Raw genomic sequence first — 15,185 nt, 5'->3', positions numbered from 1 at the left:
CGGGTACTCAGCGCCCCTCGTAACCTTACCAAATCAGTTGCGCACGGTACATGCAGAGAGGAACTACTTCTCTTGCAATTTTGAAAGAGTATGGTAGGACTGCCTGACATAGTTCGCATTGATGGCAGCAACCCATCTACTTATTTGAATTTTTAACAGCACTGCTCATTCCAGGAGGAAAATCTGATAATCTTTGAATGTCGTTCCAATTATCTTTAAACCACTCAAAATTATGATTGAAGCCCTCTTCGAAAGAGACTTTCGGTTCGTAACGAATCAATTCACGAGCCTTATCAATACATGCAAGCAATCTAGGCTTGGTATCCCACTTCCGGCGTTCTTGGAAATGTATAGGGGCATCGTTACCTGTCACCTGATTTACTTTTGCAGCCATATCCCTGATACTAATCTCGTGCCCTGATGCCAAATTAAAATTCGCGCCAACTGCATCTTGGTAATACCCTGCTTTAACAAGCCCTTGAACAAGATCCAGGACATATGTAAAATCGCGTGTTTCTTCACCTGTCCCAGTAATTGGTAAAGATCTTCCTTGCATTGCCCAATAAATAAAGTTCGGAATTACATTCCGGTACTGCCCTGGGACCTCACCTGGACCATAGGAATTGAAAAAACGACAATTAACAATTTCCATCCCATAGTGATGAGAGTAAAAATTGCAATACATCTCACCAGTCATCTTATTAATTTGATACGGTGTTGTGAGGTGCATTGAAATGAAATCTTCCTTTAGCGGAAGTTCTGGATAGGAACCATATATCGCACATCCACTTGAAGCATAAACAAAGCGATCGATATTGGCTAACCGAGAATACTCAAGGAGATTTATCATTCCAAGAATATCAACATCCGCGGCATGTTCTGGATAATCTACAGAATTCTGGTTTGCGAAAAATGCTGCTAAATGAAAGACCATAGAAATTTTTTCTTTGAAAACACGCTTTAAATCTATATTATTTCTGATATCTCCTTTTACGAAAAGTACATTTGAAAGTGCTGGTATATTCCAAGGTTCTTCTTTTTTAATAGAACTCAAATTATCCAAAATAATAATTCGACCTTCTTCACCAACCAGTTCAGAAAGTTCGATAACCAAATTACTTCCTATTGCACCCGCCCCGCCTGTAACAAGAATATGACGTCCGTTGTAATAATCTAAAATTTCCTTTGGCAATGAATACTTTCTAAAATAATCTAAAACCCAATTAACTCTTTTTTTATCTAAGTTAGTTTTCATTCAAAATCTCCAAATTTATTTTATGCCTGGCTTCCAGATAAAGCATCGGCAATTCTTATTGCAGCACTTCCATCACCAAAAGGATTGTTCTTTTGGCTCATTTTACGTAAAATTGATGGTTGATTCAATAGCTTAGCCACGCTTGAATAAATGTCTTCTTGTTTAGTTCCAACCAAAAGCGAAGTCCCAGCCTCTACTCCTTCAGGGCGCTCAGTCACATCTCGCATGACTATAACAGGTTTTCCAAGACCGGGTCCTTCTTCTTGAATCCCGCCCGAGTCTGTTAAAATCAAAATGGCCTTTTGCATGAGATATACAAAAGGCCTATAAGTCAACGGTTCAACTAAAATTATTCGGGGGTGAGATCCAAGAATTTCATTTACCGGGGTTCTCACATGAGGATTTAAATGCACCGGATAAATAAACGCAACGTCAGGAAAATTATCTGCCAAATCTCGAATAGCTCGACATATATTCCTGAAGCCATCACCAAAACTTTCGCGCCTGTGACCTGTAACTAATACAATCCTTTTCGACGATTTTATCGCATCCACGACAGGTTCAGTAATTATGGGAGGATTTGTATCAAAAGATTCAACCGTCCATTGAACAGAATCGATAACTGTGTTCCCTGTAACAATTACATGTTTTTCAGGAACACCCTCATTTATCAAATTGGCGGCCGACTTCTTCGTTGGGGCAAAGTGTAAATCAGCGACGATACTTGCAACCTTTCTATTGACCTCCTCAGGGAACGGTGAGTTTTTGTTGAAAGACCTCAATCCGGCTTCAACATGCCCCACTTTTATATTTCGATAAAAAGCACACAAAGCCGCTACCATTACCGTTGTAGTATCACCTTGAACAATTACCCAGTCTGGTTGTTCCAATTCTAAAACTTTATCAATTGAATGGAACAAGCGCGAACTTAGACCCGCAAGCGATTGGCCTGGTCTCATCACCCCCAAATCCATTTCAGGCTCAAGCTCAAAATCACCCATTGCTTGGTATAGCATCTCTTGATGCTGCCCTGTAGAGCAAAGCTTAACCTCAAATAAACCTGATCGACGTTTTAATTCGTGTACAAGAGGGGCTAACTTTATCATCTCTGGCCTTGTACCGACAAATATTATTATTTTCAGCTTAGTCATAGAGCCCTTACTTAGGCACTTTATGCCTTTAAAATTAAAAATTACAGACTGATTAGAAGCAAATTTCTATATTAACTTTTTTCTTCCGGAATTACCTACATACTAAATAGTATCCAGATAAATACTAAATTGAACCTTCAGGTATTCATTGAATGGATAATAATTAATTATGTTCCATAATAAGATTTGTACCATTTGACGAATTGCGAAACACCCTTTTTTATCGATGTTTTTGGTTTAAAATCAGTATCTCTAAATAAGTCAGAAACATCAGCGTATGTTTCTGCGACATCTCCCTTTTGCATGGGCATAAGGTTACATATAGCCTTTCTCCCAAGGGATTCTTCAATTTCTGTTATAAAATCAATTAGGCCAATAGAAGCGTTATTTCCAATATTATAAATTTTAAAAGGCGTATAGGAAGACCCTGGATCTGGCTTTGTCCCACTCCACACAGGGTTTGGACATGGGATACGCTTCAGCACCCTACAGACACCTTCAACAATATCATCGATATAAGTAAAATCGCGTCTCATCTCCCCATGGTTGAACACACTGATGGGTTTACCTTCGAGTATAGCCTTTGTGAAGAGAAACAGCGCCATATCAGGGCGTCCCCAAGGCCCATAGACTGTAAAAAACCGCAATCCCGTGCAGGGAAGGCCAAAAAGATGACTGTAGGAATGAGCCATCAGTTCATTAGATTTTTTAGTTGCGGCATAGAGGGACACCGGATGATCCACATTGTGATGTACCGAAAAAGGCATGGTTGTGTTTGCCCCATACACGGAACTCGATGAGGCATAGAGAAAATGCTTCACCCCTGAGTGCCTGCACCCTTCAAGAAGGTTCACAAACCCCACCAAATTTGAGTCAACATAAGCATTGGGATTTTCAAGAGAGTATCGGACCCCAGCTTGAGCAGCCATGTTGATGACAGCATCGAAACCATTCGTATTAAAAAGCGATTCCATCTGTTCCCGATCGCTGATATCACACCTGATAAAGGTAAAATGATCAGATTCTACGAGAATCTCAATACGCGATTCTTTCAGACCAACATCGTAGTAATCATTGAGGTTATCAACGCCGACGACCTCGATCCCCTCTTCCAATAGCCTTTTCGAAAGGCTAAATCCGATAAATCCTGCTGCTCCGGTAACCAGGCACTTTTTGGGCGCAAACACTTCCATCCTTTTCTATCTCCCAATTCCGATATAGTGAAAACCGGCAGATTCGACAAATTCAGGAGTATACTGATTTCTACCGTCAAAGATAATATTGCCAGCCATTGCCTCTTTCAGCGCCTTGTAATCAGGCTGACGGAACTGCTTCCACTCCGTGATTAGAACCATGGCATCGACGCCTGATACTGCATCGTGCTGGTTTTCAGTTAGAACCAGCCTTTTCTCCTTAAAAAAAGAGGAATCAAAATACTCAAGAGCCTCACCCATGGCCTGTGGGTCATAGGCTCTGACCGTCGCGCCAGCTTCAATCAGACTGGTTATGAGGACAATCGAAGATGCTTCACGCATATCGTCTGTACCGGGTTTAAATGCAAGCCCCCAAATGCCGAAACACTTTCCTGAAAGATCCGAACCAAATTTTGACACGATCTTTTTGAACAGAACTTTCTTCTGTGATGCGTTTCTCGACTCAACAGCATCAAGAAGCGTCGGTTCAAAATCATTTTCGCGGCTTGTCCGGATTAATGCTTTCACATCTTTAGGGAAACAAGACCCACCATACCCACAGCCCGGGTAAATAAAAGAGTAGCCAATACGTGTATCAGACCCAATACCCTTTCTCACATTCTCAACGTCAACACCGAGTCTTTCACAAATACATGCTACCTCGTTCATGAATGAAATCTTGGTTGCAAGCATTGAATTTGCAGCATACTTTGTCATCTCAGCATCTTTGACACCCATAACATGAACTTTGTCATGGTTCCGGCTGAAAGGGCTGTACAGTTCTCTCATATAGTTTTCAGCCTTCTTTGACTCAATGCCAAGTATGATTCTATCAGGCTTCATGAAATCATTGACCGCGTCCCCCTCTTTCAAAAACTCAGGATTGCTCACAACATCGAATCCTACCTGAACTCCTCTTTTTTCCAATTCTTCTTTTATCGTCTCAGTGACACGTTCCGCTGTCCCGACAGGAACAGTCGACTTATTGACAACAACGGTATAATCATTCAAACACTTACCGATTTCAGAAGCAACGGCCAATACATGCTGAAGGTCTGCAGACCCGTCCTCTTTTGGAGGTGTTCCCACCGCGATAAAGACAATGGATGCACCTTTCATTGAGTCTTCCAGAGAATCAGAAAAATGCAGAAAACCATTCTTATGGTTGTCTATAACTATCCCATCAAGACCAGGCTCGTAAATCGGAAGAATGCCATTTTTAAGATTCTCCAATTTTTTTTTGTTAACATCTACACAGGTGACAGTATTGCCCATTTCTGAAAAACATGCTCCGGTAACAAGCCCAACATATCCAGTTCCAACAACGGTAATCCTCATTTTCTATTCAAGTCCTATTCGTTTTTTTCAAGAAAATTGATATACCAACCCATTGATTCGTCCAATCCAGCATCAATATTGTGAGTTGGTTTATATTCAAGAAAAGCGGTTGCTTTTGAGATATCAGCCTGAGAGTGCCTTACATCCCCGGCCCTGAAATCCTGATAAATTGGTTCTACTTTTTCGAGGGTTTTAACTGTCGAAAAGAGTTTGTCCTGTATAGAGCAGAACAACTGATTCAAAGTCGTGCGATCTCCTACTGCCAAATTGTAGACCTGATTCAAAGCATTGGTATTCTCTGCTACTGCGGCAAGGATATTCGTCTGCACAGTATTTTTTATATAGCAAAAGTCTCTGCTCGTTTCGCCATCCCCATTAATATAAACCGGTTCTTTTTTTAAGAGCGCTGCAATCCATTTCGGTATTACAGCAGCATAGGCACCATCGGGATCCTGCCGAGGCCCGAATATATTAAAATAGCGCAAACCTATGGTATTAAACCCATATGATCTCGCAAACACGTCCGCATACAACTCATTCACATATTTGGTCACGGCATACGGAGATAAGGGCTTCCCAATACTCTCTTCAACCTTAGGAAGTGCCGGATGGTCACCGTAGGTTGAGCTCGACGCAGCATAGACAAAATTCTTGACATTAGCGTCACGGGCTGCAACCAGCATATTCAGAAAACCCGAAATATTTGTCTCATTTGTCGTGATGGGGTCCTCTATAGAACGCGGAACGGAGCCCAATGCCGCCTGGTGCAGGACATAATCGACGCCTTTACAGGCCTCGTCACATACTGATATTCTTCGTATGTCACCCTCTATAAACCTAAACCGAGCCCACTGTTCCGATGAAACAAGCTCTTTTACTTCATCAAGATTCCTCTGGTACCCCGTTGCAAAATTATCAAGACCGACAACTCTCTGATTGAGCTTCAGGAGGTGTTCAAGTAGATTGGATCCGATAAACCCAGCCACACCAGTTACCAGCCAAGTAAACTCATTGTTCAACAGATTTTTTTTTACATTCTCATATCGTGACATTATATTAGATTACCGATTAAAGATTTAAGACTAAAGGCAGTGAAATTGCTTTGCTCCGTCATATAAATCGTAAGGATAAGTGCCCCGAGCAAAGCAAACACAACTTACCAGAAGTATCATAACCGTCCATCTGTCTTATCTGCTGCAAGAAGGTATTTGACATCATAAAGCAGATGGACATCTTTTCCAAATTCTCGGATATCATTTATCGTCTTAAACTCATCATGAGCAACAGCCAGTACAATGGCATCGTAATTTTTCTTCCTCAGCTCAACTACAGGTGTAATACCGTATTCATGCTTGGCCTCTTCCGGGTCAACCCAGGGATCATAAACATCAACACGGGTGTTGTAATCCGCAAACTCTGAAATGATATCCACAACCCGAGTATTCCGAAGGTCAGGGCAATTCTCTTTAAAGGTCAACCCCATAATAAGAATATTGGCTTCTTCGACCTGAATCCGTTTTTTCACCATCAACTTGACTACCTGGGCGACAACATAGGCACCCATACCATCATTAATTCGCCGACCTGCAAGAATTACGTCGGGATGATAACCAATCTCCTGAGCCTTGAATGTTAGATAATACGGATCGACACCAATGCAATGCCCACCAACAAGGCCGGGTCGAAACGGTAAAAAGTTCCATTTAGTGCCAGCCGCTTTCAGGACTTCCTCGGTATCGATGCCCAATTTATTAAAAATGATGGAAAGTTCATTTATCAATGCAATATTCAAATCGCGCTGGGTATTTTCAATGACTTTTGCAGCCTCCGCCACACGAATCGAGCTCGCTTTGTGAGTGCCGGCCTCAATAATCATCTTGTAGAGTTCATCCACAAAAGCTGCAACTTCTGAGGTAGAGCCAGATGTTACTTTCAAAATATTGGTAACGCGGTGTTCCTTATCACCGGGGTTGATACGCTCTGGACTGTACCCGACATAAAAGTCCTTATTGAATCTTAAACCTGAGCACCGCTCCAACTCAGGGACGCATACCTCTTCTGTAGCACCAGGGTAAACCGTCGATTCATAGATTATGATATCACCCTTTTTCAATATCTTCCCGAGCATCTCACTGGCCTTCACAAGCGGCATAAGATCTGGCTGCTTATGTGCGTCTATAGGAGTAGGCACAGTAACTATGAATACATTAGCAGCCTTAAGAGTCTCAACGTTTGAATCGAAAGTAAGTTTATCTGCTTGATTGAGAAGCTCTGGTTCAACTTCGAGGGTAGAATCGTTTCCAGATTTAAGTTCTTCAATTCTCGCTTCATCAATATCAAAACCGATAACATCGATTTTTTTTCCGAATTCAGCGGCCAGGGGAAGCCCTACATAACCAAGGCCAACAATTGCAAGTTTTATTTCGTCAATATTTAACATTATTTTTCTCTATCAATAGCAATGACAATATAAAAAGGTTTAGTCATTGTGCGGCACTACATGCTCATGCACAAAGATTCCAAATATCATGAAAAATACGCCACAAATAAAACTCATAAAAATAATAAGTTTTCGGTTTGGGCTTACTTGATTTCCATCAATTGTTGCAGGAATAAGCTCTCGAAATAGCACTATATTTTCGAGAGCCTGAGCATCGTCATCGATACTTCCCTGAGCCTCTTTAACCAATTCGTTTGTGAATTGTTTTCTATCCTCAAGAGAGCCGATCTCAGCACTGATCGCTCTTTGCTCTCTCTTCAAATCTAAAAAGTATTGCCTATTCTGAATCACGATACTGTTATGAAAAAGTGCGTCTTGGAACTTCACATTAGACGGATCTACTTCAGAAATACGTTTCAAGGGTTGAGTAATAAATTTCTTTCTTTTAACTGATAAGTCTGAAATTTCTTTTTTAATATTATTGTTCAGTTTATGCAAATCAACTATACTGGACGTAATATTGTCTTGTATCATTTTACATTCTAACAAAACCTTTTTGTTATTTTCGATTTCTAACCGCAAAGTTTTAACAATGGAATTAACTGTATCGTTATCTTTTTTTTGTAATTCAGCAATCAAAAGGCTTAAAATTGCTTTTCCAAACTCGGGATCCGTTGTATCATAAGATATACTTAAAGATTCGGAATCCTTAGGTATATTTACTTTAAGCAAATCCTGCGAGTATGCTAATTGGGAAAATTTACCCTGAAGAGACTTGCTGATCTGCGCACTGAACTCCCCAGCATCAAGTCGTCCTTTCAAGCTGACCAAACTTTGTGCAAAAGTTACCTTACTCTGAGATCCCTGAGAAATAATTCCGGGCCTAACAAGCGTCTTAACCCTATATACATTGGGCATAGTAAAAACGATTGCTGTGGTCGCCAGTACAATTATAAGGACACCGATTCCAATAAGTTTTTTCCGTGCCCAGAGAGTGGCAAAGATCTCTCTTAAATCAATTTCGTCATCAGGATAGGGAATTGCCTGGATAGGCGGCATGGGATGAGTGAATCGCTGGGGGTCGTTGTTCGTTTCAGTAGTCATTCTCGATTCCATGTTTTTGGAAGATTTGGAAGATTTGATAAATTAATTCTGAAAGCTGTTGGCATTGCTGTTGCGGTATAAAGGCACGTACATAGCTCCGCCCCTCCACTTACAGTAAGCGGGTTTGAGAATCAGTGGCGTAGGCCAAACAATCATCGGCAGTTACCGATGTCTGCTTTAGGTTTAAAACGTCATGACACTACTTCTCAGAGGAACCAATGTCAACAGTTATACCCTTCTACTGCCCTTACCAAAACAAGACTTAATGATGGGCATATATTGCAAAAGACACGCATATTGTGATGATACAAGCAGTTGCTTAGCCCTACCGTATCAACCGACACGACAGCAATTATTGTACACTCATCTCGAAAATAAATTTTGCGGTGGTCTATGCGATACCGCCTCGATGACAATAAATGACCGGCCATTGCCCATTCCATAAAAACTTTGGCATCAGCGACATCAATACGATATATTATTTTGACATGACACGACTATTCACTTAGGTTAATGTGTTGTCCAAATCGAAGGGCTTCATGAATATAATTGATTCAATATCTGTAAAGGCATAAGCGCTATGATTCTGACCATTAACCCAACCAACCCACAGCCCCGCAACATCTCCCGTGTCGTTGAATGTCTCAAGGGCGGCGGACTTATCGCCTATCCCACCGACACGCATTATGGCATCGGCTGTGACATCATGAACAAAAAGGCCATTGAGAAGGTCTACCTTCTAAAACAGAGAGACAAGAGCAAGCCCTTCAGCTTTATCTGTTCGGACCTGAAGAACATCAGCGACTACGCGAAAGTCTCTAACTATGCATACCGAACATTGAAAAAGCTGCTGCCAGGGCCATATACGTTTATTCTGGAGGGAACCAAGCTGGTCCCTAAAATGATGCTTACAAAGCGAAAGACTGCGGGGATCCGGGTTCCTGACAACCAAATATGCATGGAAATTATCAGGGAACTCGGAAACCCGATCCTGTCCACGTCAGCTGGGCTTCCAGAAGAAGAGATTCTTAACAATGCCTGGATGATTGACGATACATTTGGCCACCTGGTGGATATCGTCATCGACGGGGGGGATGTGCCGGAGATAGACTCCAGCGTTATTTCGCTTTTGAATGACGAGCCCGAGATCATCCGGGAAGGCGCTGGTAATGTGTCGATGTTTGAATAGATAGTCTATATGTCAGCAGGGGGCATGCTCTTACCTGGATTCAATCCCGTCAAATACAGGGTACCTTTGGGGGCAATTGAAAACCTTTACCCTTTGATGGTCAGACACAGGAAATGCACCCTACGACCAACAACGGACAGATTAAATGCATAAAACCAAGCTATCCGCCTGCCTTCTCCAACTTCAGACTCATCCGTGGTAAATTACCAGTCCAGCACCTTCCTTTCCATCAGCTATTCGCTGAGACTCTAAAACCTGTTTTAATTCCCCATCCTGTACAAAAACGACGGCCCCATTTCCGACGGATGAAGTGCCGAAGAAATCCGCACCGCCGCGTTATCAAGAAGATAATTGATCATCTTCTCTTTGGGACGTGGGGGATAGATGGGCTCGGGCTCTCCTTCGAGCCCTCCAAGATCTGCGGCCCATTCCAGGGCATCTTCGAGGTTGCCGAGGCGGTCCACAAGGCCAAGCGCCAGCGCCTCTTCACCGGTATAGATACGGCCGTCGGCAAGCTTGGCCACCTCTGGCACTTCAAGCTCCCTGGCCTGGGCCACGTCACGCACAAACTGACTGTGGAGGGACGTGACGAGTTTCTGGAGATAGGCTCGCTCTTGTTCGGTCATCTCACGGGTGGGGGATCCGGCATCCTTCATGTCACCGCTTTTGAAAACCACGGGTTCAAGGCCAATTTTGTCCAAAATTTGACGAAAATTGGTATAGCCCATAATAACCCCTATGCTCCCGGTGATCGTCCCGGAATTGGCCACGATGCCATCTGTGGCGGCGGCAGCGTAATAGCCGCCAGATGCGGCTACGCCACCCATGGAGGTAATGACCGGCTTGAGCTCACGAGTCCTCATGAGGGAGCGATAGATCTCCTGGGACGGACCAACCCCGCCACCGGGGGAATTAATCCTTACAACGATGGCCTTAACCTCGTCGGCATCTCGAAAATATTTCAGGTCATCCAGCACCTGCTGGGAGTCGGAAATCACGCCTGTGATTTCCACCACCCCCACCCCCTCCTCCAACACAGGCGCCTCGGGGGCCAGGGAAATCATCACCCCTACGCTGATCACAACAATGGTCGCAGAAAACATCCCGGTCAACATCAGGATAAAAAACAGAATCGGATGACGTCTTGAAAACATAGTTTCACCTTTTGCTATAAAAAGAACATTATAAGGGTGATAATAATTCTAAAAAATCGACACACGTCAATTCCAGAGCTCTGCGCTTGGTTTCGGCCACTCGACGGTGCGCACGGCGCACCTTACCTAAACCTCGGCACCCGAGCGCATCGGATTTTGAAAAAGGGATAAATCATCGACACACAGGCAATCATATTAGGATACACTCCGTGCACCAAAATCAAAACCCGGCATACTCCAAACGCCTCAGTATAATCGAAACCTTGAGTACCCCGGACACGGTGCACAGAGTGCACCCTACGGGCTGCCGGCCTTTTGGGACGGCGTCATCAATAACACTCTGTTGGCCCAAACTATAACCAAGACCGACAAACACACCAAAGCCTCTGAGTCCTGCCCTAAATTTCAGTTACCCAGCATACAAACCCTACCAAAACCTCAAAACCCGAAAATCCCGAAAACATCGGCCGCTGGGCATTGTGCCAGACAAAAAAAATGCCCCGGAAAGACTCACGTCATGACCGGGGCATTTTTCACACTTTTATCAGGCCCTCCTTAGAAAGCCTGCAGGCAAATCGTATGGGATATGCCTACTCAGCAGCGTCATCACCGCCTTCTTCTTCGCCTTTCAGCTGATCCGCCAGGTTTTCACGGAGGATCTCGCCGAAGTCAGAAGTGGGCTTCTTGGAGTTGCTGATGTATTCGCTCAGAATCGCCTTGTCGTCTTCCATCTCGAGACGTTTGATGGAGAGACCGATACGACGCTCGTCACTGTTGATATTCATCACCTTGGCAACCAGAGAGTCGCCCACGTTGTAGGTACCAACGGGGGTCTTGATCTTCTCTTTGCTGATCTCGGAAACGTGAACCAGACCTTCGATACCCTCTTCCAGCTCAACAAACACGCCGAAGTCGGTCACATTGGTCACGGTACCGTTGATCTCGGTGCCCACGGCGTAACGCTCGCCAACACTCTTCCAGGGATCTTCCTGGATCTGCTTGATGCCGAGGGAGAAACGCTCGCTCTGCTTGTCGATATCCAGAACAACCGCCTGCACCACATCGCCCTTCTTGTAAACTTCGGAGGGGTGCTTGATGCGCTTGGTCCAGGAGATATCTGAGATGTGGACCAGGCCGTCGATCTCGTCGTCGATGCCGATGAAGAGACCGAAGTCGGTGATGTTCTTGATCTTGCCTTCGATGATGGTACCCACGGGATACTTGTCGCTGATGACCTCCCAGGGGTTCTCCGCAACCTGCTTCATACCCAGAGAGATACGGCGGTTGTCGGGCTTGATGTCGAGAACAATGGCCTCGATCTCTTCGCCCACGGAGATGATCTTGGAAGGGTGACGGATCTTTCGGGTCCAGGACATTTCAGACACGTGAACGAGGCCTTCGATGCCCTCTTCGAGCTCAACGAATACACCGTAATCAGTGAGGCTGACCACGCGACCGCCCACTTTGGAGCCCACGGGGTACTTCTCTGCGGCAGATGCCCAGGGATCCTCGGAAAGCTGCTTCATACCCAGGGAGACACGCTCCTTCTCAAGATCGAAGGAGAGGATCTTCACGGTGATGTTGTCACCAACGGAGAAGAGCTCGGAAGGATGCTTGACACGGCCCCAGGAGATATCGGTGATGTGGAGGAGACCGTCCACGCCGCCGAGGTCCACGAAGACACCGTACTCGGTGATGTTCTTGACAACGCCGTCCATGACCTTTCCTTCCTCGATGGTCTCGAGGGTTTTGGAACGGGTCTTTTCACGCTCTTCCTCAAGGATAACCCTGCGGGAGAGGACGATGTTGCTGCGTTTTCTGTTGTACTTGAGAACCTTGAAGGTATAGGTCTTGCCAACCATCTCGTCGAGATTGCGGATGGGTCGCAGGTCGGCCTGGGACCCGGGAAGGAAAGCCTGAAGTCCAACGTCGACGGAGAAGCCACCCTTGACGCGGCTGGCGATAACACCTTCCACGGTGCCTTCTGCGTCGTAGATCTCTTTGATCTTCTCCCATACCTTGATCTTGGCCGCTTTGTCTTTGGAGAGGACAACACGCTCTTCCTCTTCGTCCCAAAGCTCAACCATGACCTCCACTTCATCGCCAATGGCAACGTTAACTTCGCCGTTCTCATTTTTGAATTCGTGGATGGAAATGAGACCTTCGGATTTGTATCCGACATCAACAAGGACGTAATCTTTGTCTACGGCAATGATCTTACCAATTGCGAGTTCGCCTTCGGAAAAAGATTTGAAGCTCTCCTCATAAAGTTTGAGAAAATCCTCGTAACTCTCTTCCCCGTCTGTGGTAAGATTACCGTCGATTGCATCACCAAAAAGATCTGTTTTCACTTCCCTATTACCCTTGGTTTCGTTTGTACTGAATGACATTAATATTAACCCCCTAAACAATGTATTTTACGCCCCCACCGGTTATGAATGAGAGCGTAATCCGGGTCAACATATCAGTTGGTTCAAAAAAATTCAACGAAAAATTATGCTCTTATCTCAGCCACAACCTTTGCCATCTTTTCCACCACTTCGTCTACGTCGATGCGGCTTGCGTCCACATGGATGGCATCTTCCGCGGGCTTGAGCGGAGCCAGCTTGCGACTGCTGTCGTTGGCGTCCCGCGTGATCAGGTCCCGCTTCACCTCTTCGTAGTCCAGGTCTTCCCCCCGGGCCTTCAATTCAAGGTAGCGGCGTTCTGCACGGATATCGGTGTCGGCATCAAGAAAAAACTTCACATCTGCCTCGGGAAACACCACGGTCCCCATGTCCCGCCCCTCGAACACCACCGAGCGCTCCTCCCCCAGACGCCGCTGAAGGACTGCCAAGAAGGCACGTACCGGCGCAAGGGCAGACACGGCCGAAGCGCGCATGGAGATCTCAGGGGTGCGGATCAACTCGGAGATATCCCGCGAACCGGAGTAGAGACGAAGCTCGCCGTCTTCGATCCTAAACCGAAGGTCGATGGTCCGGCACGCCTCCTCCATGGCCTTCTCGTCGTCGGCTGCAATCCCACGTTCCAGTGTTTCAAGGGCAATCCCGCGATAGAGGGCCCCGGTATCAATGTATCGGTAGCCGATCCTGGCTGCCAGCGTCTTACTCACCGTTGTCTTGCCGGCACCGGATGGCCCGTCAATCGTAATAACCAGTTCTTTTTTCAAAATCTCTTCCTGTTGGTTGGATCGTATCCCCGACGACACATGCGCCTTTGGCCTTGTCTGCAGGTCCGAAGCAGAGATGGGCCACCTCCCTGCGATGCCGCCCGAAATGAATCATGCGTTGCTGTTGCAGCACCTGTATATGTGAAAACGGGAAAAAAAAGTAGCCCCTGCCCCGCAGAATTTTTCTGGTCAAAGCCACACCTCACACCCTTCACGGCCCCGGAAGCCCTTCGGACGCGGCGTGAGCCCCAAATGCGATACAGCCAGAAATCAATCTACAGCCATAACAATACAACCCGTCATACCGACACCCGCGCCATCAATACCAGGGCCGCACAGGAAACTGGGACACCACAATGCGGTTATCCACCTTGTGGATTCCCTTGACGCTCCGGACGATGTTTTCCGCAGAAATCCGTTCTCCCTCGGTGGGAAGATAGCCGGTGAGCATCACCTTGCCGCTTTCACAAGGGGACACCTTCACCGCGTTGGATTCCCCCATCTCCATCATCAGCATCAGCTCCGCCCGCTTGCAGATGGCCATCTGCCGGAACTCCATCTTGATCTCAGCTGTCACCGGATGAAGCCGGCTCAGCTCTTCGGCTGTCTCATGAATAAGCCTTACCGCCATGTCTTTGGAGACCACCCGGGTGTTGATAATCAGGTCGTAGATATCCGGGTCTGCGATGTTCCGGTTGTGTAGGTATTTGATAAAGGAACTGCGCTCACGGTCCGAGGCCTTGATGATGTCCCCGGCCATGCCGATCTCAATACCCTTGAACCCGGCGTAGTTGCGGATCCGCTCTTCGACGGGCGAGACCACGCGCACATTGAGAACACACTTAAGCCCCTCAAGGATAAACTGCCCTCCCCTGCCCACCACCACCACGTGGTCTGCGGCCGCCGCTTCATACACCATGGCGGCGATGATATTGCCGTACACGCAATGGTTGTGGAACAACTTCTCAAACAGCTTGGGCGGACTCTCGTTGGTCAGAGCCTCCACCTCCCGGGAAAAATGACCGTCAAACCCCTCGGCCTCACGGTGAAATCGTTCCTTGTTGAAAAGTTGGTAACCCTTCTCTTCGGCGAGCCGCGCGGCGATGGTGCCGCCATGGCTCCCTACCTGCCTGGATACGGTAATCACGGTCATGGCATCCCCTTTCGAAAGCCTCGGAAGTCCCGGCAGTTG

General features: G+C 46.0%; 12 protein-coding genes. 1 reads left to right on the top strand and 11 read right to left on the bottom strand.

The features are described 5' to 3' along the window. Positions 1 to 136 precede the first annotated feature (136 nt). From ACOYW0_RS21260 to ACOYW0_RS21230, 7 genes are all read right to left on the bottom strand, one after another. Entirely contained in the window at positions 137 to 1,255 is a 1,119-nt protein-coding gene (locus ACOYW0_RS21260; protein WP_482415769.1) for an NAD-dependent epimerase/dehydratase family protein, read from the bottom strand. Positions 1,256 to 1,275: 20 nt separating this feature from the next. Further along, complete coding sequence (gene wecB, locus ACOYW0_RS21255) at positions 1,276 to 2,406, bottom strand: non-hydrolyzing UDP-N-acetylglucosamine 2-epimerase (RefSeq protein WP_482415768.1); 1,131 nt, start codon at positions 2,404 to 2,406, stop codon at positions 1,276 to 1,278. Positions 2,407 to 2,573: 167 nt separating this feature from the next. Beyond that, positions 2,574 to 3,599 carry an NAD-dependent epimerase gene (locus ACOYW0_RS21250; protein ID WP_482415767.1) on the bottom strand — a complete coding sequence of 342 codons (1,026 nt, stop codon included), beginning with the start codon at positions 3,597 to 3,599 and terminating at the stop codon, positions 2,574 to 2,576. 6 nt (positions 3,600 to 3,605) lie between these two features. Next, on the bottom strand, positions 3,606 to 4,937 hold the full coding sequence (locus ACOYW0_RS21245) for a UDP-glucose dehydrogenase family protein (protein ID WP_482415766.1): 1,332 nt from the start codon (positions 4,935 to 4,937) through the stop codon (positions 3,606 to 3,608). Between the two features lie 14 nt (positions 4,938 to 4,951). After that, complete coding sequence (locus ACOYW0_RS21240; RefSeq protein WP_482415765.1) at positions 4,952 to 5,989, bottom strand: NAD-dependent epimerase/dehydratase family protein; 1,038 nt, start codon at positions 5,987 to 5,989, stop codon at positions 4,952 to 4,954. 116 nt (positions 5,990 to 6,105) lie between these two features. Further along, on the bottom strand, positions 6,106 to 7,377 hold the full coding sequence (gene tviB, locus ACOYW0_RS21235) for a Vi polysaccharide biosynthesis UDP-N-acetylglucosamine C-6 dehydrogenase TviB (RefSeq protein ID WP_482415764.1): 1,272 nt from the start codon (positions 7,375 to 7,377) through the stop codon (positions 6,106 to 6,108). Positions 7,378 to 7,416: 39 nt separating this feature from the next. Further along, positions 7,417 to 8,481: a Wzz/FepE/Etk N-terminal domain-containing protein gene (locus tag ACOYW0_RS21230; protein ID WP_482415763.1), complete on the bottom strand. Its 1,065-nt coding sequence runs from the start codon at positions 8,479 to 8,481 to the stop codon at positions 7,417 to 7,419. Between the two features lie 580 nt (positions 8,482 to 9,061). Here ACOYW0_RS21230 and ACOYW0_RS21225 point away from each other — a divergent pair. After that, positions 9,062 to 9,670, top strand: coding sequence for an L-threonylcarbamoyladenylate synthase (locus tag ACOYW0_RS21225; RefSeq protein ID WP_482415762.1), 609 nt, complete (start codon positions 9,062 to 9,064; stop codon positions 9,668 to 9,670). Between the two features lie 260 nt (positions 9,671 to 9,930). Here ACOYW0_RS21225 and sppA read toward each other — a convergent pair whose 3' ends face one another. From sppA to ACOYW0_RS21205, 4 genes are all read right to left on the bottom strand, one after another. Beyond that, the gene (gene sppA, locus ACOYW0_RS21220; RefSeq protein ID WP_482415761.1) at positions 9,931 to 10,683 is read right to left on the bottom strand and encodes a signal peptide peptidase SppA; all 753 of its coding nucleotides are present in this window, start codon (positions 10,681 to 10,683) and stop codon (positions 9,931 to 9,933) included. 731 nt (positions 10,684 to 11,414) lie between these two features. Continuing rightward, positions 11,415 to 13,214, bottom strand: a complete 1,800-nt coding sequence (locus ACOYW0_RS21215) for a 30S ribosomal protein S1 (RefSeq protein ID WP_180143487.1) — start codon at positions 13,212 to 13,214, stop codon at positions 11,415 to 11,417. Positions 13,215 to 13,318: 104 nt separating this feature from the next. After that, positions 13,319 to 13,993 (bottom strand): (d)CMP kinase, encoded by a 675-nt coding sequence (gene cmk, locus ACOYW0_RS21210; protein WP_482415760.1) that lies wholly within the window; start codon positions 13,991 to 13,993, stop codon positions 13,319 to 13,321. A 319-nt stretch (positions 13,994 to 14,312) separates the two neighbouring features. Further along, positions 14,313 to 15,146, bottom strand: coding sequence for a cytidylate kinase family protein (locus tag ACOYW0_RS21205; protein ID WP_482415759.1), 834 nt, complete (start codon positions 15,144 to 15,146; stop codon positions 14,313 to 14,315). Positions 15,147 to 15,185 lie beyond the last annotated feature (39 nt).

The organism is Desulfoluna sp. HI9BLuna, assembly GCF_056829775.1.
This window is presented reverse-complemented; position numbering and strand designations above follow the sequence as displayed.

Coding starts and splice junctions, on each gene's coding strand:
- ACOYW0_RS21260 (WP_482415769.1), bottom strand. CDS start 1,255: ATGAAAACTAACTTAGATAAAAAAAGAGTTAATTGGGTTTTAGATTAT.
- wecB (WP_482415768.1), bottom strand. CDS start 2,406: ATGACTAAGCTGAAAATAATAATATTTGTCGGTACAAGGCCAGAGATG.
- ACOYW0_RS21250 (WP_482415767.1), bottom strand. CDS start 3,599: ATGGAAGTGTTTGCGCCCAAAAAGTGCCTGGTTACCGGAGCAGCAGGA.
- ACOYW0_RS21245 (WP_482415766.1), bottom strand. CDS start 4,937: ATGAGGATTACCGTTGTTGGAACTGGATATGTTGGGCTTGTTACCGGA.
- ACOYW0_RS21240 (WP_482415765.1), bottom strand. CDS start 5,989: ATGTCACGATATGAGAATGTAAAAAAAAATCTGTTGAACAATGAGTTT.
- tviB (WP_482415764.1), bottom strand. CDS start 7,377: ATGTTAAATATTGACGAAATAAAACTTGCAATTGTTGGCCTTGGTTAT.
- ACOYW0_RS21230 (WP_482415763.1), bottom strand. CDS start 8,481: ATGACTACTGAAACGAACAACGACCCCCAGCGATTCACTCATCCCATG.
- ACOYW0_RS21225 (WP_482415762.1), top strand. CDS start 9,062: ATGATTCTGACCATTAACCCAACCAACCCACAGCCCCGCAACATCTCC.
- ACOYW0_RS21215 (WP_180143487.1), bottom strand. CDS start 13,214: ATGTCATTCAGTACAAACGAAACCAAGGGTAATAGGGAAGTGAAAACA.
- ACOYW0_RS21205 (WP_482415759.1), bottom strand. CDS start 15,146: ATGACCGTGATTACCGTATCCAGGCAGGTAGGGAGCCATGGCGGCACC.